The organism is Denitratisoma oestradiolicum (assembly GCF_902813185.1).
Taxonomy (GTDB): domain Bacteria; phylum Pseudomonadota; class Gammaproteobacteria; order Burkholderiales; family Rhodocyclaceae; genus Denitratisoma; species Denitratisoma oestradiolicum.
Genome location: NZ_LR778301.1, coordinates 3632907 through 3648011, shown reverse-complemented (window position 1 = coordinate 3648011; position 15105 = coordinate 3632907). Strand labels below are relative to the sequence as shown.

Sequence of the window (15105 nt, the reverse complement as noted above, 5' to 3'; positions counted from 1 at the left end):
GAATCATTTTCCTTTTGCCGCCAGTTTTTCTTCCAGATAGTGAATGCTGGTGCCGCCCAGGACGAAGCGTTCGTCCAGCATCAGTTCCTGGTGCAGGGGAATGTTGGTCTTGATGCCCCCCACCATCATTTCCGACAGGGCGATGCGCATGCGGCGGATCGCCTGCTCCCGGGTGTCCCCATAGGTGATGACCTTGCCGATCATGGAGTCATAGTTGGGAGGCACGTTGTAGCCGGCATAGACATGGGAGTCCACCCGCACGCCGGGGCCGCCGGGGGGGTGCCAGGTTTCGATGCGCCCCGGGGAGGGGGTGAACTTGAAGGGGTCCTCGGCATTGATGCGGCACTCGATGGAATGGCCCTTCAACTGGATGTCCCGCTGATTGAACCAGAGTTTCTCGCCGGCGGCGATGCGGATCTGGGCCTGGACGATGTCGATGCCCGTCACCTGCTCGGTGACCGGATGCTCCACCTGGACCCGTGTGTTCATTTCGATGAAATAGAACTCGCCGTTCTCGTAGAGGAATTCGAAGGTGCCGGCGCCCCGGTAGTTGATGCGGCGGCAGGCAGCGGCGCAGGACTCCCCCACCTTGTTGATGATGCGCCGGTTGATGTCAGGTGCCGGGGCCTCCTCGATCACCTTCTGGTGGCGGCGCTGCATGGAGCAGTCCCGTTCCCCCAGATAGACGGCATTGCCATGCTGGTCGGCCAATACCTGTATCTCGATGTGGCGAGGGTTCTCCAGGAACTTCTCCATGTACACCGTGGGGTTGCCGAAGGCCGATTGGGCCTCGCTGCGGGTCATGGCCACGGCATTGAGCAGGGCAGCCTCGGTGTGCACCACCCGCATGCCGCGGCCGCCGCCGCCGCCGGCGGCCTTGATGATCACCGGGTAGCCGATGGAACGGGCGATCTTGATGATTTCCTTTGGATCTTCCGGCAGGGCGCCTTCGGAGCCTGGCACGCAGGGCACACCGGCCGCCTTCATGGCGTCCTTGGCACTGACCTTGTCGCCCATCAGGCCGATGGTTTCGGAGCGGGGGCCGATGAAGACGAAACCCGACTTTTCCACCCGTTCGGCGAAGGCGGCGTTCTCGGACAGAAAGCCGTAGCCGGGGTGGATAGCCTCGGCGTCGGTCACCTCGGCGGCGGAGATGATGGCGGGAATGTTGAGGTAGCTCTGGGCCGAAGCGGGCGGGCCGATGCAGACGGACTCATCCGCCAGTTTCACGTACTTGGCCTCGGTATCGGCCGTGGAATGGACGGCCACGGTCTTGATGCCCAACTCGCGGCAGGCGCGCAGGATGCGCAGGGCGATCTCGCCCCGGTTTGCAATCAATACTTTTTCGAACATGTTTGGGTCACCACGAAAGGCGGACGAGATGCGCGGGGCGCGCCGTGGCGCACTGCGGCCCCGCCGGGCGGGATCAGCCGATCACGAACAGGGGCTGGCCGAATTCGACGGGCTGGCCGTTTTCCACCAGGATCGCCTTGACGGTGCCGGAGACTTCGGACTCGATCTCGTTCATCAGCTTCATGGCTTCCAGGATGCACAGGGTGTCGCCGACCTTGACGGACTGGCCCACCTCGACAAAGGGGCTGGCTCCCGGGCTGCCAGCCCGGTAGAAGGTGCCCACCATGGGGGCGGCGACCACGGCGCCATCCGGCAGGCCGCTGGCGACCGGCTCCGCGACCGCAGGGGGCGGGGTATGGGAGGCCATGTTCATCGGCATGCCGTGGTGCCCACCCATCATGACGGTGGTCTGTGCCGGCGCCGGGATATGCTTGGCGATGCGGATCTTTTCCTCGCCTTCGCTGATCTCCAGCTCGGAGATGCCGGAATTCTGCACGAGGTCGATCAATGTTTTTAGTTTTCTGAGGTCCATGGAAACTCCCTGCAAGTCATAAAAGGCACCCGCCAGGGGTGCCCTCGAAAAGAAATCAGGATCGGCCGAGCCGGGTCAGGACTGCTTCCAGGGCCAGTTCGTAGCCCTGGGCGCCAAGCCCGCAAATCACGCCGATGGCCAGATCGGAGAAGTGGGAATGGTGGCGGAACGCCTCCCGGCCATGAATGTTCGACAGGTGAACTTCGATGAACGGGATGGCCACTGCCGCCAGGGCATCGCGGAGGGCGATGCTGGTGTGGGTATAGCCGGCCGGATTGATGATGATGAATTCAATGCCTTCGGTTCTGGCGCTTTGCACCCGGTCGATGAGTTCGCCTTCATGATTGCTCTGGAAACTCTCGATCTGGACACCGGCGGCCTGGGCACGGGACTCCATGGCCTGATGAATATCCACCAGAGTGGTATGGCCATAGACTGCCGGTTCCCGGCTGCCCAACAGGTTCAGATTGGGGCCGTGGAGAACCAGAATGCGCACAGGAAGCTGTTCGCCCTTGGGGGCGGCTTTGCTTTTTTGGCTGCGAGTTGTCTTCTGCATGGGAGCTAGTTTGCCGCAATTCGCGACACTTTGTCCAGTTTCGATGGGCTTAACAAGTTCTGCTGGTCTATGCCGAATTTATTTGCCCGTGGTCAGCAAGGATTGTAGTTGCTTCCGCAGATGTTCCTCCGGCCAGCGCCCCAGCCGGCTCGCCACGGCCCGACCCTGTCGGTCGAGGACCAGGGTGAAGGGCAGGCCCTGGACCCGGTTGCCCAGTTGGGTGCTCAGGGCACCCAGTTCGCTTTCGCCCAGCAGCAGGGGGTAGCTGACCGGGTACTGGACTGAGAAGGCGCGCACTGCCTCGGCACTATCCAGGGCGACGCCGATGAATTGCACCCCATTGTCGGATAGTTGTTGGTGAATGCGGGAAAAAGCCGGCATCTCATCCTTGCAGGGGGTGCACCAGGTGGCCCACAGGTTGATCACCAGGATCTTTCCGCGCCATTCGGCCAGGGTCCGGTTCTGGCCCGCAAGGTCCTGGAGGGGGGCGGCCAGCAGCCGGGGTATCGCCTCGGCGACCACGGCGCCGGCGGGGATGTCCGTTGGAAGCAGCCGATGCTGGCTGTAGTAATAGCCGCCCCAGGTGGAGGCCAGCACCACCAGCAGGAGTCCGACCCGCAGCAGGGGCCGCTTCAAGACAGATCCTCTTCCAGCAGGGCGGCCACCGCACCAGCGCGGGCCCGCTGGTTGCGTCCGCCGCTGTGGGGATTGCGGTGTATGGAGCGTTCGGCCATCAGGGGATAGACGATCAGGATCAGGGGTAGGCCGTTCCAGTCCAGGCGCAGCAGGGTTTCCGGACTGTCGGGGCCGTGGCGGCGGGGCTCCGAAGGTGCGTAGTCCAGATTGCGGGAGAGCAGGAAAATTTCCACATCCTTGGCGCTGTCGGCGAACAGGTCCAGTTCGATCTCAGAGTAGCGGCCGGCGGTGCCGTCCAGCACCGAACCGGTCAGGCAGGGGCGAAACTGGGCCAGGGCTTCCATGGCCTCCAGGGCGGTCTGGCGCATCAGTTGCAGGCGCTCCCGCATTTCGTCCGGTTGATAGAGGGACTGGTAGGCCCGCAGTTCGGTTTCCACTTCCTCGTTGCCGGGCAGGGCGACCCCTTCGTCCAGGCCCAGGTTGCGGGCCGCCTTGCGCTTGGCCTGGCCGTAGTCGGCGATGCCATCCTCGGCCATGAGGCGTGCCGCCAGGCTGGCGATGGCGCGACGGGCCAGGGGAGTGGCCTGGGGAGCGGGCTTGCGACGGGACATGAGGCAGATCAGGTTAAAATGCGCGCCGATTATTGCACGCTTGGTCTCCATGCATATCCACATCCTGGGCATCTGCGGTACCTTCATGGGCGGCATCGCCCTCCTGGCCGAGGCCGCGGGCCATCGCGTGACGGGTTGCGACGCCAATGTCTACCCGCCCATGAGTACCCAGCTTGAGGAACAGGGTATAGCCCTGGTCGAGGGCTACGATGCCGGGCAGGTCGCCCTGGCGCCGGATCTGTTCGTGGTGGGCAATGCCATCTCACGGGGTAATCCCCTGCTGGAGGCAGTCCTCGACCGCAACCTGCCCTATGTGTCGGGGCCCCAGTGGCTGGCCGAGCACATCCTGCGGGACAAGTGGGTGCTGGGTGTGGCCGGTACCCACGGCAAGACCACGACCACTTCGTTGCTGGCCTGGATACTGGAAGATGCCGGCCTCAATCCGGGCTTCCTGGTGGGCGGAGTGCCCCAGAATTTTGGCCTCTCGGCCCGGCTCACCGATTCTCCCTTTTTCGTCATCGAGGCCGACGAGTACGACACCGCCTTTTGCGACAAGCGTTCCAAGTTCGTCCACTACCGGCCCCGCACCGTGATCCTCAACAACCTGGAGTTCGATCACGCCGACATCTTTGTCGACCTGGCAGCCATCGAGACCCAGTTCCATCACCTGGTGCGGACCCTGCCCCGGCAGGGCCTGATCGTCGCCAATGGGGCCGAGGCCAGCCTGCAACGGGTGTTGGCCCGGGGCTGCTGGACGCCAGTGGAATATTTCAACCAGGCCGAGGGCTGGCAGGCCCAGGCCCTGGCTGACGGGGAATTCGAACTACGCCATGCCGGCGTGGCCGAGGGCAAGGCCCGGCTGGAACTGGCGGGCGCCCACAATCAGGCCAATGCCGTCGCCGCCCTGTTGGCGGCCCGCCATGCGGGCGTGTCCCTGGCCCATGGCCTGGAGGCCCTGGGACGCTTCCAGGGCATCAAGCGCCGCCTGGAGGTGCGCGGCACGGTGCGGGGGGTGACGGTGTATGACGACTTCGCCCATCATCCCACCGCCATCGCCGCCACACTGGCTGGACTGCGCGACAAGGTGGGTGCCCGGCGCATACTGGCCGTTCTGGAGCCCCGTTCCAACACTATGAAGCTGGGGACCATGAAGGCCCAGCTGCCCGGGAGTCTGGGCCAGGCGAATCGGGTCTTCTGCTATGCCCACAATCTGGGCTGGGATGCGGCGGCGGCCCTGGCCCCCCTGGGGGCGCGGTCCTCCACCCACGAAGATATGGAGGCCCTGGTGGCTGCCATTGCTGCCGAAGCACGGGATGGCGATCAGATACTGGTCATGAGCAACGGTGCTTTCGGTGGCATCCACGGCAAGTTGTTGCAGGCACTGGAGGCGTGATGCGAAGACTTTTGCTTTTATTGCTGTGGCTGACAACGCTGGTGGGCGGCGTCCGGGCCGGGGAAGTCGAGCCTCTGCCGACGGCCCATGGTGGTGTGCAACTGGAGGCGCAAGGCCTTGATGGCAAGACGGTATCCCTGAGGGAGGGGCGGGGAAGGGTGACGGTACTGGTGTTCTGGTCGCCGGAGTCCATGGCCTCCCGCAAGAGCATGGGGGAGCTGCAACGCTTCGCCGATATGGCAGATGCAAGAGAGGTGTTCTTCCTCGCGATCAGCACCACCGGGACGGCGGAATCGATCGCCGCCTTTGCCCGGGCGCGAGGGCTGACCCTGCCCTTGGCGCTGCGTCAGGCCGACGATCTGGGCACCCTGCCGGAGCAGGGCCTGCCCCTGGCCCTGCTTTTCGATCAGGAAGGTCGCCTGCGGCAACGTCGCGTGGGTTTGATACGGCTGCGCGCCCTGCTGGAGCCGGTGCGCGAGCTGCTGAAATAGCCGTGGAATCTGTCGCTGAAAATCGCCCGGGATGGCCCCGGGTCGCGATCAGTCCCGGCGGTCAGCGCTTCAAGGTCGAGGCGTATTCGGCAACCGCCAGGATGTCGCCTTCTTCCAGGCGTGAGGCGACATCACGCATGACGCTGGCCGTATCGGTGGCGCGTTTGCCGGTCTTGTAGGCCTTGAGCTGGGCCACCAGGTAGGCGGCATGCTGGCCACCGATGGCCGGTGCCAGCACCGTGGGCGGGAGGGTCATGGTGCCGCCCCAGTTGTGATTACCCGCGCCATCCTGGCCGTGACAACCCATGCAGGCGGCTACCACGGTGGGACGTCCCTTGCCCTGGGTGAAGATTCTTTCGCCCTGGGCCAGCAGCGCCGGCTTCGCGGCTGCGGTGGGCTTTACCTTCTGACTGGCGAAATAGGCAGCGAGATCGGGGATGTCCACCTCGGCTACCAGTCGGGCCTGGGGGGTCATCTGTTCGTTGTCGCGCTTGCCGGACTTGAAGGCCTGCAATTGGGTGGCGATGTATTCAGGTAGTTGGCCGGCCAGCTTGGGCCAGGTCTCCAGCATGCTGTTGCCGTCGGGGCCGTGGCAACCCATGCAGGCCGCAGCTTTCTTCTGGCCGGATTCCGGGTTGCCGGCGGCGAGGGCTGGATGGGTGGTCAGTGCGAACACCACGACAGCGAGGAAACTGATGATCCGTGCCATATTTTTTCTCCCGATAAATTGATGCACATCATATTTTCGTTGCGCGAAAAAATAAAGCTTGGAATAATCAAGCCCGAAATGAAACGTCTGCGGCATCGTGTTTCACTGCCGCAGCACAGATAAAAGCCTGGCTGTCGCACTCGAATCGGGGGGAGAGGAAAACATGGCCCAGCATCATGATGCCGCTCACGACCACGCCCATTGGGACACCAGTGTCTGGCCTTTCGTCATCAGCTTTGGCGTCCTGGCCCTGGCGATCGCCTTCTCCCTGCATTTTGTCTATCACAGCAGTTTTGCCGCAGTCATTACCCTGGGCATCGGGGTGCCGATGATCGTGGCCGGCGTGGCCGGCTGGACCCGCGAGGCCATGGGCCAGGGCGAGGGCCTGGCCTACGGTGCCATGGGCTGGTTCATCCTGGCCGAGGCGATGATCTTCGCCGCCTTCTTCGTCAGCTACTGGTATCTGCGCTTGACCGCCGCCTCCTGGCCCCCGGAGGGCACGGTGGAACTGCCCCGGATCATGCCCCTGGTAATGACCCTGGTGCTGGTGTCCTCCTCCCTCACCATGCACTATGCGGAGCATCTGCTGCACCTGGGCAACCGTCGCGGCTTCCTCACCTGGCTGGTGCTGACCATCATCCTGGGCGGGGTCTTTCTCAGCATGTCGGCCTTCGAGTGGCGCCATCTGATCCACGAAGGCTTCACCATCAGCACCAATATCTACGGCACGGTGTTTTTCACCATCACCGGATTTCACGGTGCTCACGTGTTCATCGGCCTGTCGATTTTCCTGTCCGGCCTTTTCCCTGCCCTCAAAGGACGGGTGAACGTGGGCTTCTGGCGCACGGCAGGCCTTTACTGGCACTTTGTGGACGTCATTTGGTTCTTCGTGGTCTCACAAGTCTATTACTGGTGATGGCGACGGGTTGGGCCCACGCCGTGAGCGAGCCGACCCGCGACAGTACGCCGGACCCGTCGATCATGCGGATCGACGAGCCCCGCTATCTGGGACGCCAGTTGCCGGGGGACATCCGCCTGGAGGATGCGGGTGGCAAGACCTTTCAACTGGGCGACACCCGAGGCAAACCCCTGATCCTGCTGCTCTCCTACTATGGATGTGATGGCACCTGCCCCACCATGGGCGTCGAGCTGGCGAAGGTCTTGGGCCGGGTGAAACGTTTCCGCCTCGGCCAGGATTATCGGGTGTTGACGGTGTCTTTCGACCGGCGCGATACCGCGCATAGCGCCAGTGAGTTCGTGGGCCATAGCCCGACCTTGTCGGAGATTTCCGGAAGTGGCTGGCGTCATGCCGTGCTGAAAGGCGAGGATGCCGCCGAGTTCGCCGGCCAGGTGGGCTTCCGTTTTTTCTGGTCGGATGCGGCCGCGGCGTTTCTTCATCCCAACGTGCTGGTGTTCATCACGCCGGAGGGCCGGGTGGCGCGCTACATCTATGGCACGCGGATGGACCCGCAGACGGTGGAACTGGCCCTGATCGATGCAGACTGGGAGCGCATCGCCAGTTCCACGGCGGTCTTCGATCAGCTTACCGGCGCATGCTTCAGCTACAACTACGCCGAAGGGCGCTATCAGTTGAATTATTCCCTCCTGGCCGGTGTCGGCTCCCTGATTTCCGGGGTGCTGATGCTGGGCCTGGGGGCCTGGGTTTATCGCAGAAGAGTGGGGGGAGCATCCCATGGGTAGGCAATTCACACAGCTCTCGGTACTGTCGGCGGCCTTGCTGTTTTCCGGCGCGGCATGGGCCGGCTATGGGAGCAAGGAAAGCGGGGGGGGGAGCACCCTGATCGATCCGGCCCGAGGCTGGGATCATCTCTGGCGTGAGGTGATCATCGACATCACGGTGATCGGCGTCGCTTTCGCCCTGCTCACCGCCTATTTCATCTGGAAGTACCGGCGTCGCCCTGGTAACGAGACCGGCCATTCACCCCGGTTGTCCACTGCGGCGGCGGTGGCCTGGGTGGTGATTCCCACTTTTGTCTTTCTCTCGGATGACCTGTTCGTTGCCGCCAATGGCTGGCAACTATGGAATGCCTACCGCCAAGTGCCAGCGGATCGCCTGGAAGTGGAAATGGAATCCGGCATGTACAGTTGGGACTACACCTATCCCAACGGTGTCAAGGCCCAGAACGACCTGCGGGTACCCGCAGGCAAACCGGTGATGCTGCGCATGCACAGCCGGGATACCCTGCATAGCCACTTCATTCCGGATTTTCGGGTGAAGGAGGACTCCATGCCTGGCCGGGTCACCTATCTCTGGTTCTATCCCCGGGAGCCGGGCAAGCATCTGATCACCTGCGCCGAGTATTGCGGGGTGATGCATTCCTACATGGTGGGTCAGGTGATCGTGATGCCGCCAGCGGAATTCCAGACCTGGTACGAGCAGGAAGCCGCCCGCATGGGCGCCAGCAAGGCAGCCGCCAGTGCTGCCGATACCGCCGCGGCGGGTTAAGGAGAGAACGGCAATGAATCTGAAGGAATGGATCTTCACCACCGATCACAAGCGGGTCGGCGTGCTCTACCTGATTGGCTCCCTGGCCGCCTTTGCCGTGGCCGGCATTCTGGCAATGCTGATGCGGATAGAGTTGTCCACCATTGGCCCCACCATCACCAGCAACCCGACCCAGTACAACGTCTGGCTCTATGGCCATGGCGCGATGATGATCCTGGGCTTCCAGATCCCGGCCCTGACTGGATTCTTCGCCAACTACTGCATTCCCCTGATGATCGGCGCCAAGGATGTGGCCTTCCCCCGGGTCAATGCCCTGTCGGTGTGGCTGTTCTATGTGGGCATCATCCTGGCGCTGCTGACCTTCTTCGTGCCCGATCCGCCCGACATCATGTGGACCGGCTATCCGCCCTATTCCACCCTCACCACCGGCAACACGGCGCTCTATACCTTCACCGTGCTGATCCTGGGCTTCGCCTCCATCATTGGCGGCGTGAATTTCCTCACCACCGTGGCCTACATGCGGGCGCCAGGCCTGACCTGGGGCAAGCTCAACATCTTCGTCTGGTGCACCCTGGGCGCCTTCGTGCTGCAACTGATCTTCGTGCCGGTGCTGGGCACTGCCGTGACTCTGATCAGCTTCGACAAATATCTGGGCACCCACTTCTTCGACCCCAGCCGGGGAGGCGACGTGCTGACCTATCAGAACCTGTTCTGGTTCTATTCCCACCCGGCGGTCTATGTGATTTTCCTGCCCTTCATCGGCGTGGTCTACGAGATCGTCGCCACCTTTGCCCGCAACCAGGTGTTCAACTACAAGATGGTGGTCTATGGCGGCATCGGCGGTATCGTGCTGCTCTCCGGGGAGGTGTGGGTGCATCACCTCTATGTGTCAGGCATGGCCGACTGGCTGCGCATCGGCCAGATGATCACCACCCTGATGATCTCGGTGCCGGTGGGCCTGCTGGTCATCGGCCTGGTGGGCACCCTTTACAAAGGGGCCATCAGCTTCGAAACCCCCATGCTCTACGCCCTGGGGGTGGTGTTCCTGTTCCTGATCGGAGGGCTCACGGGTATTCCCCTGGCGGTGACCTCCCTGACCTTGCACCTGTCCGACACCTACTACGTGGTGGGGCATTTCCATTACGTGATGGCGGTGGCCGGCACCTTCGCCATCTTCGGCGGTGTCTATTACTGGTTCCCCAAGATCACCGGTCGCATGTACAACGAGTTCTGGGGCAAGCTGGGCTTCTGGCTGACCTTCATCGGCGTCAATGTGGTGTTCTGGACCATGATGGACATCGGCGTTTCCGGCATGCCCCGTCGCTACTATGATTATTCCCACTTTCCTCAGTTCGAGGGTGCTCATCAACTGATGACGGCGGGTGCGGCGGTCCTGGGCGTGGGCTTCGTGATCGCGGTGCTTAACTGGATCATCGGCGCCGCCCGGGGGCGGAAGGCCCCTGACAATCCCTGGGGCTCTCCGTCCCTGGAATGGAGCACGGTCTCGCCGCCGCCCCATGGCAACTGGCCGTCGCCACCCTCGGTGAGCGAGGACTGGAATCCTTACGCCTATCGGCGGGACTGAGCCCGGGGGTGCCGGGGAGTGAAGCGGAACCCGGGGTTCTGGTTGATGCTCGTCGGCCTGGCTCTGGGCCTGGTCGGCGTTCTTATCCTGGTGCGGAGTCTGGATCGGTCCGCTCCGTCCCCTATGCCTTCAGCATTGCCGCCAGGGGGGCTACCGACTTTTTCCTTGCGGCACCAGGGTGGAGTGTTCGGCAATGGGGAGCTACAAGGGCACTGGACCCTGATGACTTTTGGTTACACCCAGTGTCCCGATATCTGTCCAACCACCCTGAGCCTGCTGAAATCCTTGCGCGAGCAATGGGAGCGGGACGGTATCGAGTTCCCGCAAGTAGTCCTCGTGTCCGTGGACCCGGGCCGGGACCCGCCGTCAATGCTGGCCCGTTATGTTGCCGCCTTCGATCCTGCCTTTTTGGGCATCACCGGCGATGAGGCGCAATTGCAGCAACTGGCTCGGGGCCTGGGCGCCGCTTACCGCCGTTACGACGGTCAGGACCCCAGGCATTACAGCGTCGATCACTCAACGGATCTGTACTTGATTGATCCGGCCGGACGACTGCGGAGCCGTTTTCCTCAACCTTTGGCGCCAGAGGCACTAGCGCGGGAGATTCGCTCGCTCATCGGCGCCAGCGCTGTGCCGCGAACGGCCGTTTCAGCCATGTAGAATGTGCACTCGCACAACGACTCGACGGTTTGCATATCCGTGAGTCATCCGCTGAAAGGTCGCCATGAATTGGTTCATGAATCTGAGCATCCGATGGAAATTTCAGATCGGTTTTTTCGTTGTCACAATGGTGACAACCATCTACAACCGCATTCTCGCCTCCCACGAACTACAGAAGATGATTGACCTTGCGCGGCAGGACGGCGCGCCGGCGGCTGCATTGCAGGCGATGATAGAAAACCGGGAGGCCTATCATTTCAATTCGGTGTGGGAGTCCGGCATCGAGTTTGCGCTGCAATTCATGTTGATCGGCTTGGTGGCGAAGCTGTTCCTCAAACCCATCCTTGATCTGTGCACGGCGCTGAAGGCGGTGGAGCAGGGCGACCTCACCCGCGGTGTGCACGTTACCGCCCATGATGAGGTGGGCGTCCTGCAACGCATCTTCAACGATGTCATCGGCAAACTTTCCCACATTCTCGGCGATGTGGAGGATAGCGGTAGACAGATGGGCCAGTCTGCCTTCCAGATTGCCAGTATTGCCAAGGAGACCGCCGAGGTGAGCCGTCAGGAGGAGACGCGTTCGGCCGCCGTAGTGGCCGAAGCCCAGGCGCTGACACAAGTGGCCCGCAGCGTCGAGGAACAGGCAGGTGCCGCAGCGGCGCTGACCCGGGAAGTGAGGGACAAGGGCAACGAGGGTATCGGTACAGTGAAACGCAATATCGTCGAAATGGAGGCCACGGTTGGCGAAGTCCACCGCGTTTCCGAGGAGGTGACCGACCTGTCGACTGCCGCTGTGGAGATTACGCGCATCATCGACACCATCAAGGAGATCGCCAACCAGACCAATCTCCTGGCCCTCAATGCCGCCATCGAGGCGGCGCGGGCTGGCGAGCAGGGGCGTGGTTTTGCTGTCGTTGCCGACGAGGTGCGCAAGCTGGCCGAGCGCACCACCCAGTCGGCTGCCGAGGTCACCGGCATCGTCTCGACCATCAACGGCCGGGTGTCCCAGTTGCGCGAAACCATGAGCACCGTCGTAGCGCGTGTGAATGGCAGTCAGACCGTAGCCGGCGAAACGGCAACCGTCATGTCGGCCATGGCAGCGGGGGTTTCCGAGGCGGCCCAGGGCAATGACGCTATCGTTGAAGCGAGCCGGCGCCAGATGGAGCAGTTGGCCCACCTCCAGGCAACCCTGGAGCGCTTGTTCGCTACCCTTAACGAGAGCTCCACCAAGGTCGAAACGACGGCGGCCATCGGCAACGACTTGCATCGCGTCACCGAACAGATGGGTACGATCATGGCAGGATTCACCTTCCAGCGCTCGACCGAGATTCCTCTCAACAAGCCCTCCGGCGAGAAACGCCGCGATCCACGCATTGATCGCGGTATGCTGGTCATGGTGACCCAGGGCGACAATCCAACGCTAAGAACAGAGGCGCTGGCTTCCGACCTTAGCCTGTCGGGTGTACGTCTGGTCGTGCCGCGGCCCTTGCGCGTCGACCTTCCAGTCAAGCTGGAAATACAGATGCCGGCCGACTCTCTTGACAGTTTCATAGGCCAACCGCCACTCGAGGTGCAAGCAAATGTCCGCTGGCAGCGGGAGGAAGCGGGGCAACCAATGTGTGGTCTGGAGTTCCAGAACCCGACACCAGCACAACGCAATTGCATCGCCGATATCTTCGCCTTTTATCACAAGGCCCCGACCTACCGAGGCTGATGGCTTAGTGAGCCTTAGGGACTGGAATCGTGTCCTAATGGCAGTCGGCGAATGCCCCCCAGCCGAACGGTTGGGGGGATTGTTTGGTGGGCCCGCTGGGACTCGAACCCAGGACCAAAGGATTATGAGTCCTCTGCTCTAACCGACTGAGCTACAGGCCCGACGCCTCCAAGGAGGAGGCGGCGAAAAACTCAGGTTTCCGAATCCAGGAAGCTGCGCAGCTTCTCGGAACGAGTCGGATGCCGCAGCTTGCGCAGGGCCTTGGCTTCGATCTGGCGGATGCGTTCCCGGGTGACGTCGAACTGCTTGCCCACTTCTTCCAGGGTGTGGTCGGTGTTCATCTCGATACCGAAACGCATCCGCAGCACCTTGGCTTCCCTGGGGGTGAGGCTGTCCAGGACTTCCTTGGTGACTTCCCGCAGACTGGCGAACAGGGCCGCATCGGCCGGAGCCAGTGTGGACGAATCCTCGATGAAGTCGCCCAGATGGGAGTCGTCATCGTCACCGATGGGCGTCTCCATGGAGATGGGCTCCTTGGATATCTTGAGGATCTTGCGGATCTTGTCCTCGGGCATTTCCATCTTCACCGCCAGGGTTGCGGGATCGGGCTCGAGACCGGTCTCCTGGAGGATCTGGCGGCTGATCCGGTTCATCTTGTTGATGGTCTCGATCATGTGCACCGGGATGCGGATGGTGCGGGCCTGATCGGCGATGGAGCGGGTGATGGCCTGGCGAATCCACCAGGTGGCATAGGTGGAGAACTTGTAGCCGCGCCGATATTCGAACTTGTCCACCGCCTTCATCAGGCCGATGTTGCCTTCCTGGATCAGGTCGAGGAACTGCAGGCCCCGGTTGGTGTATTTCTTGGCGATGGAGATCACCAGGCGCAGGTTGGCCTCGGTCATTTCGCGCTTGGCGCGGCGCGCCTTGGCTTCGCCGGTGGACATCTGCTTGTTGATGTCCTTCAATTCCTTGAGGGGAATGCCGATGCGATCCTGGAGATCGATCAGTTTTTGCTGCTGCTCCAGAATGTTCGGTGCGGCGCGCATCAGCTGGGCCCCATAGGGCTTGTTGGACTGTACCTCGTTCTTGAGCCACTCCATGTTGGTCTCGTTGCCGGGGAAGACCTTGATGAAATGGGTGCGCGGCATGTGGGCCTTGTCCACGCACAGGTGCAGGATCTTGCGCTCGTGATTACGGGCGGCTTCCACCGTGCCCCGCACCGAGTCGCAGAGGCGCTCGATGGTGCGGGCGGTGAAGCGGATATTCATCAACTCGTCGGAAATGGCCTTCTGGACCTTGAGGTAGCCCTTGTCCTGGGAGCCCTTTTTGGTCAGGGCGGCCATCAGCTTGCCGTAGTGCTGGTGGATGATGGTGAATCGTTCCAGGGCTTCCTGTTTGAGTTTCAGCAGGGAAGCGGCGGCGGCGGCGCTGCCGTCGTCGTCGTCGTCCACTTCCTCGTCATCCAGACCTTCTTCGTCATCAGCAGCGGCGAGTTCTTCTTCCGGCTGGGCGTGGGGATCGATCAGGCCGTCCACCACTTCGTCAATGCGCAGTTCGTCCCGAGCCACCTTGTCGGCCAGTTCCAGAATCTCGGCTACGGTGGTGGGGCAGGCGGAAATGGCCATCACCATGTGCTTGAGGCCATCCTCAATGCGCTTGGCAATCTCGATTTCGCCTTCCCGGGTGAGCAGTTCCACCGAGCCCATTTCGCGCATGTACATGCGCACCGGGTCGGTAGTGCGGCCGAATTCGGAGTCCACCGTGGCCAGGGCCTGCTCGGCCTCCTCTTCCACTTCCTCGGCATCCACCGGGGCGGGGGCACCTTCGTTGAGCAGCAGGTCTTCGCTGGCCGGGGCCTCGTCGAAAACCTTGATGTTCATGTCGTTGAAGGTTGAAATGATCGACTCGATCTGCTCCGCGTCCACCATGTCGTCGGGCAGATGGTCGTTGATCTCGGCGTAGGTCAGGTAGCCCCGTTCCTTGCCCAGGGCAATCAGGTTTTTGAGCCGGGTCCGCTTGGCCTCCACGTCCAGGGGCTGAGGGGCGGCTGGCGCCACCTGGGCGACCCGGCCCTTCTTGCCCTTGCCTTCAGGCTTGGTGGATGCCTTGGCTGGAGCCTTGGTCGGTACCGCTACAGGCGTGGGTGCTTCTACTTTGGCTGCAACCTTGGTCGTGGCCGCCACACTCTTGGCGGCCACGGACTTTTTCTCGGGCTGTGCCTTGGCGGCAGGGGTGGCGCTTTTCTTGGTTGCAACAGTCTTCGTAGCGGCAGACTTGGACTGGGTTTGCTTAGCTGTTTCCTTGGGCATGACGATCCTCGGTTCAGGCACCCGACGCTACGCTGGATACCCTGAGCAGACTCAGGGTAAAGCGCAGGAAAAGCGCGAAATTATAC

General features: G+C 62.4%; 15 protein-coding genes and 1 tRNA gene. 8 read left to right on the top strand and 8 right to left on the bottom strand.

Going from position 1 to position 15105, the window contains the following annotated elements; genetic code table 11:
• Window positions 1-3: 3 nt before the first annotated feature.
• The 5 genes from accC to DENOEST_RS16680 all read right to left on the bottom strand — a co-directional run bounded on the left by accC (window position 4) and on the right by DENOEST_RS16680 (window position 3688).
• Window positions 4-1353 carry an acetyl-CoA carboxylase biotin carboxylase subunit gene (accC, locus tag DENOEST_RS16700; RefSeq protein ID WP_145769399.1) on the bottom strand — a complete coding sequence of 450 codons (1350 nt, stop codon included), beginning with the start codon at window positions 1351-1353 and terminating at the stop codon, window positions 4-6.
• A gap of 73 nt (window positions 1354-1426) precedes the next feature.
• Window positions 1427-1885: an acetyl-CoA carboxylase biotin carboxyl carrier protein gene (gene accB, locus DENOEST_RS16695; protein ID WP_145769398.1), complete on the bottom strand. Its 459-nt coding sequence runs from the start codon at window positions 1883-1885 to the stop codon at window positions 1427-1429.
• A 55-nt stretch (window positions 1886-1940) separates the two neighbouring features.
• The gene (gene aroQ / locus DENOEST_RS16690) at window positions 1941-2441 is read right to left on the bottom strand and encodes a type II 3-dehydroquinate dehydratase (RefSeq protein ID WP_145769397.1); all 501 of its coding nucleotides are present in this window, start codon (window positions 2439-2441) and stop codon (window positions 1941-1943) included.
• 78 nt (window positions 2442-2519) lie between these two features.
• A complete protein-coding gene (locus tag DENOEST_RS16685; RefSeq protein ID WP_145769396.1) occupies window positions 2520-3077 on the bottom strand; it encodes a TlpA family protein disulfide reductase in 558 nt (185 codons plus the stop codon).
• A complete protein-coding gene (locus DENOEST_RS16680; protein WP_145769395.1) occupies window positions 3074-3688 on the bottom strand; it encodes a hypothetical protein in 615 nt (204 codons plus the stop codon). The genes DENOEST_RS16685 and DENOEST_RS16680 overlap by 4 nt, the downstream gene beginning before the upstream one ends.
• Before the next feature lie 49 nt (window positions 3689-3737).
• On the opposite strand from DENOEST_RS16680, the gene mpl reads away from it, so the two are divergent.
• Window positions 3738-5081 (top strand): UDP-N-acetylmuramate:L-alanyl-gamma-D-glutamyl-meso-diaminopimelate ligase, encoded by a 1344-nt coding sequence (gene mpl, locus DENOEST_RS16675; protein ID WP_145769394.1) that lies wholly within the window; start codon window positions 3738-3740, stop codon window positions 5079-5081.
• Entirely contained in the window at window positions 5081-5572 is a 492-nt protein-coding gene (locus tag DENOEST_RS16670; protein WP_145769393.1) for a TlpA disulfide reductase family protein, read from the top strand. The genes mpl and DENOEST_RS16670 overlap by 1 nt, the downstream gene beginning before the upstream one ends.
• A gap of 61 nt (window positions 5573-5633) precedes the next feature.
• Here the strand turns inward: DENOEST_RS16670 and DENOEST_RS16665 are convergent, their stop codons facing one another.
• On the bottom strand, window positions 5634-6281 hold the full coding sequence (locus DENOEST_RS16665; RefSeq protein WP_170228086.1) for a c-type cytochrome: 648 nt from the start codon (window positions 6279-6281) through the stop codon (window positions 5634-5636).
• Between the two features lie 163 nt (window positions 6282-6444).
• Between DENOEST_RS16665 and DENOEST_RS16660 the strand changes: the two genes are divergently transcribed.
• The 6 genes from DENOEST_RS16660 (at window position 6445) to DENOEST_RS16635 (ending at window position 12707) form a co-directional block, all read left to right on the top strand.
• Window positions 6445-7197, top strand: coding sequence for a cytochrome c oxidase subunit 3 (locus DENOEST_RS16660; RefSeq protein ID WP_145769391.1), 753 nt, complete (start codon window positions 6445-6447; stop codon window positions 7195-7197).
• A 23-nt stretch (window positions 7198-7220) separates the two neighbouring features.
• A complete protein-coding gene (locus DENOEST_RS16655) occupies window positions 7221-7982 on the top strand; it encodes an SCO family protein (protein ID WP_145769390.1) in 762 nt (253 codons plus the stop codon).
• Complete coding sequence (gene coxB / locus DENOEST_RS16650; protein WP_145769389.1) at window positions 7975-8748, top strand: cytochrome c oxidase subunit II; 774 nt, start codon at window positions 7975-7977, stop codon at window positions 8746-8748. Before DENOEST_RS16655 ends, coxB begins: the two co-directional genes overlap by 8 nt.
• Window positions 8749-8761: 13 nt before the next feature.
• The gene (locus DENOEST_RS16645; RefSeq protein ID WP_145769388.1) at window positions 8762-10333 is read left to right on the top strand and encodes a cytochrome c oxidase subunit I; all 1572 of its coding nucleotides are present in this window, start codon (window positions 8762-8764) and stop codon (window positions 10331-10333) included.
• A 45-nt stretch (window positions 10334-10378) separates the two neighbouring features.
• The gene (locus DENOEST_RS16640; protein ID WP_145769387.1) at window positions 10379-10993 is read left to right on the top strand and encodes an SCO family protein; all 615 of its coding nucleotides are present in this window, start codon (window positions 10379-10381) and stop codon (window positions 10991-10993) included.
• Between the two features lie 76 nt (window positions 10994-11069).
• A complete protein-coding gene (locus DENOEST_RS16635; RefSeq protein ID WP_145769386.1) occupies window positions 11070-12707 on the top strand; it encodes a methyl-accepting chemotaxis protein in 1638 nt (545 codons plus the stop codon).
• An 84-nt stretch (window positions 12708-12791) separates the two neighbouring features.
• Here the strand turns inward: DENOEST_RS16635 and DENOEST_RS16630 are convergent.
• A tRNA-Ile gene (locus DENOEST_RS16630) sits at window positions 12792-12868 on the bottom strand.
• A gap of 30 nt (window positions 12869-12898) precedes the next feature.
• Entirely contained in the window at window positions 12899-15019 is a 2121-nt protein-coding gene (gene rpoD, locus DENOEST_RS16625; RefSeq protein WP_232096529.1) for an RNA polymerase sigma factor RpoD, read from the bottom strand.
• Window positions 15020-15105: the final 86 nt, after the last annotated feature.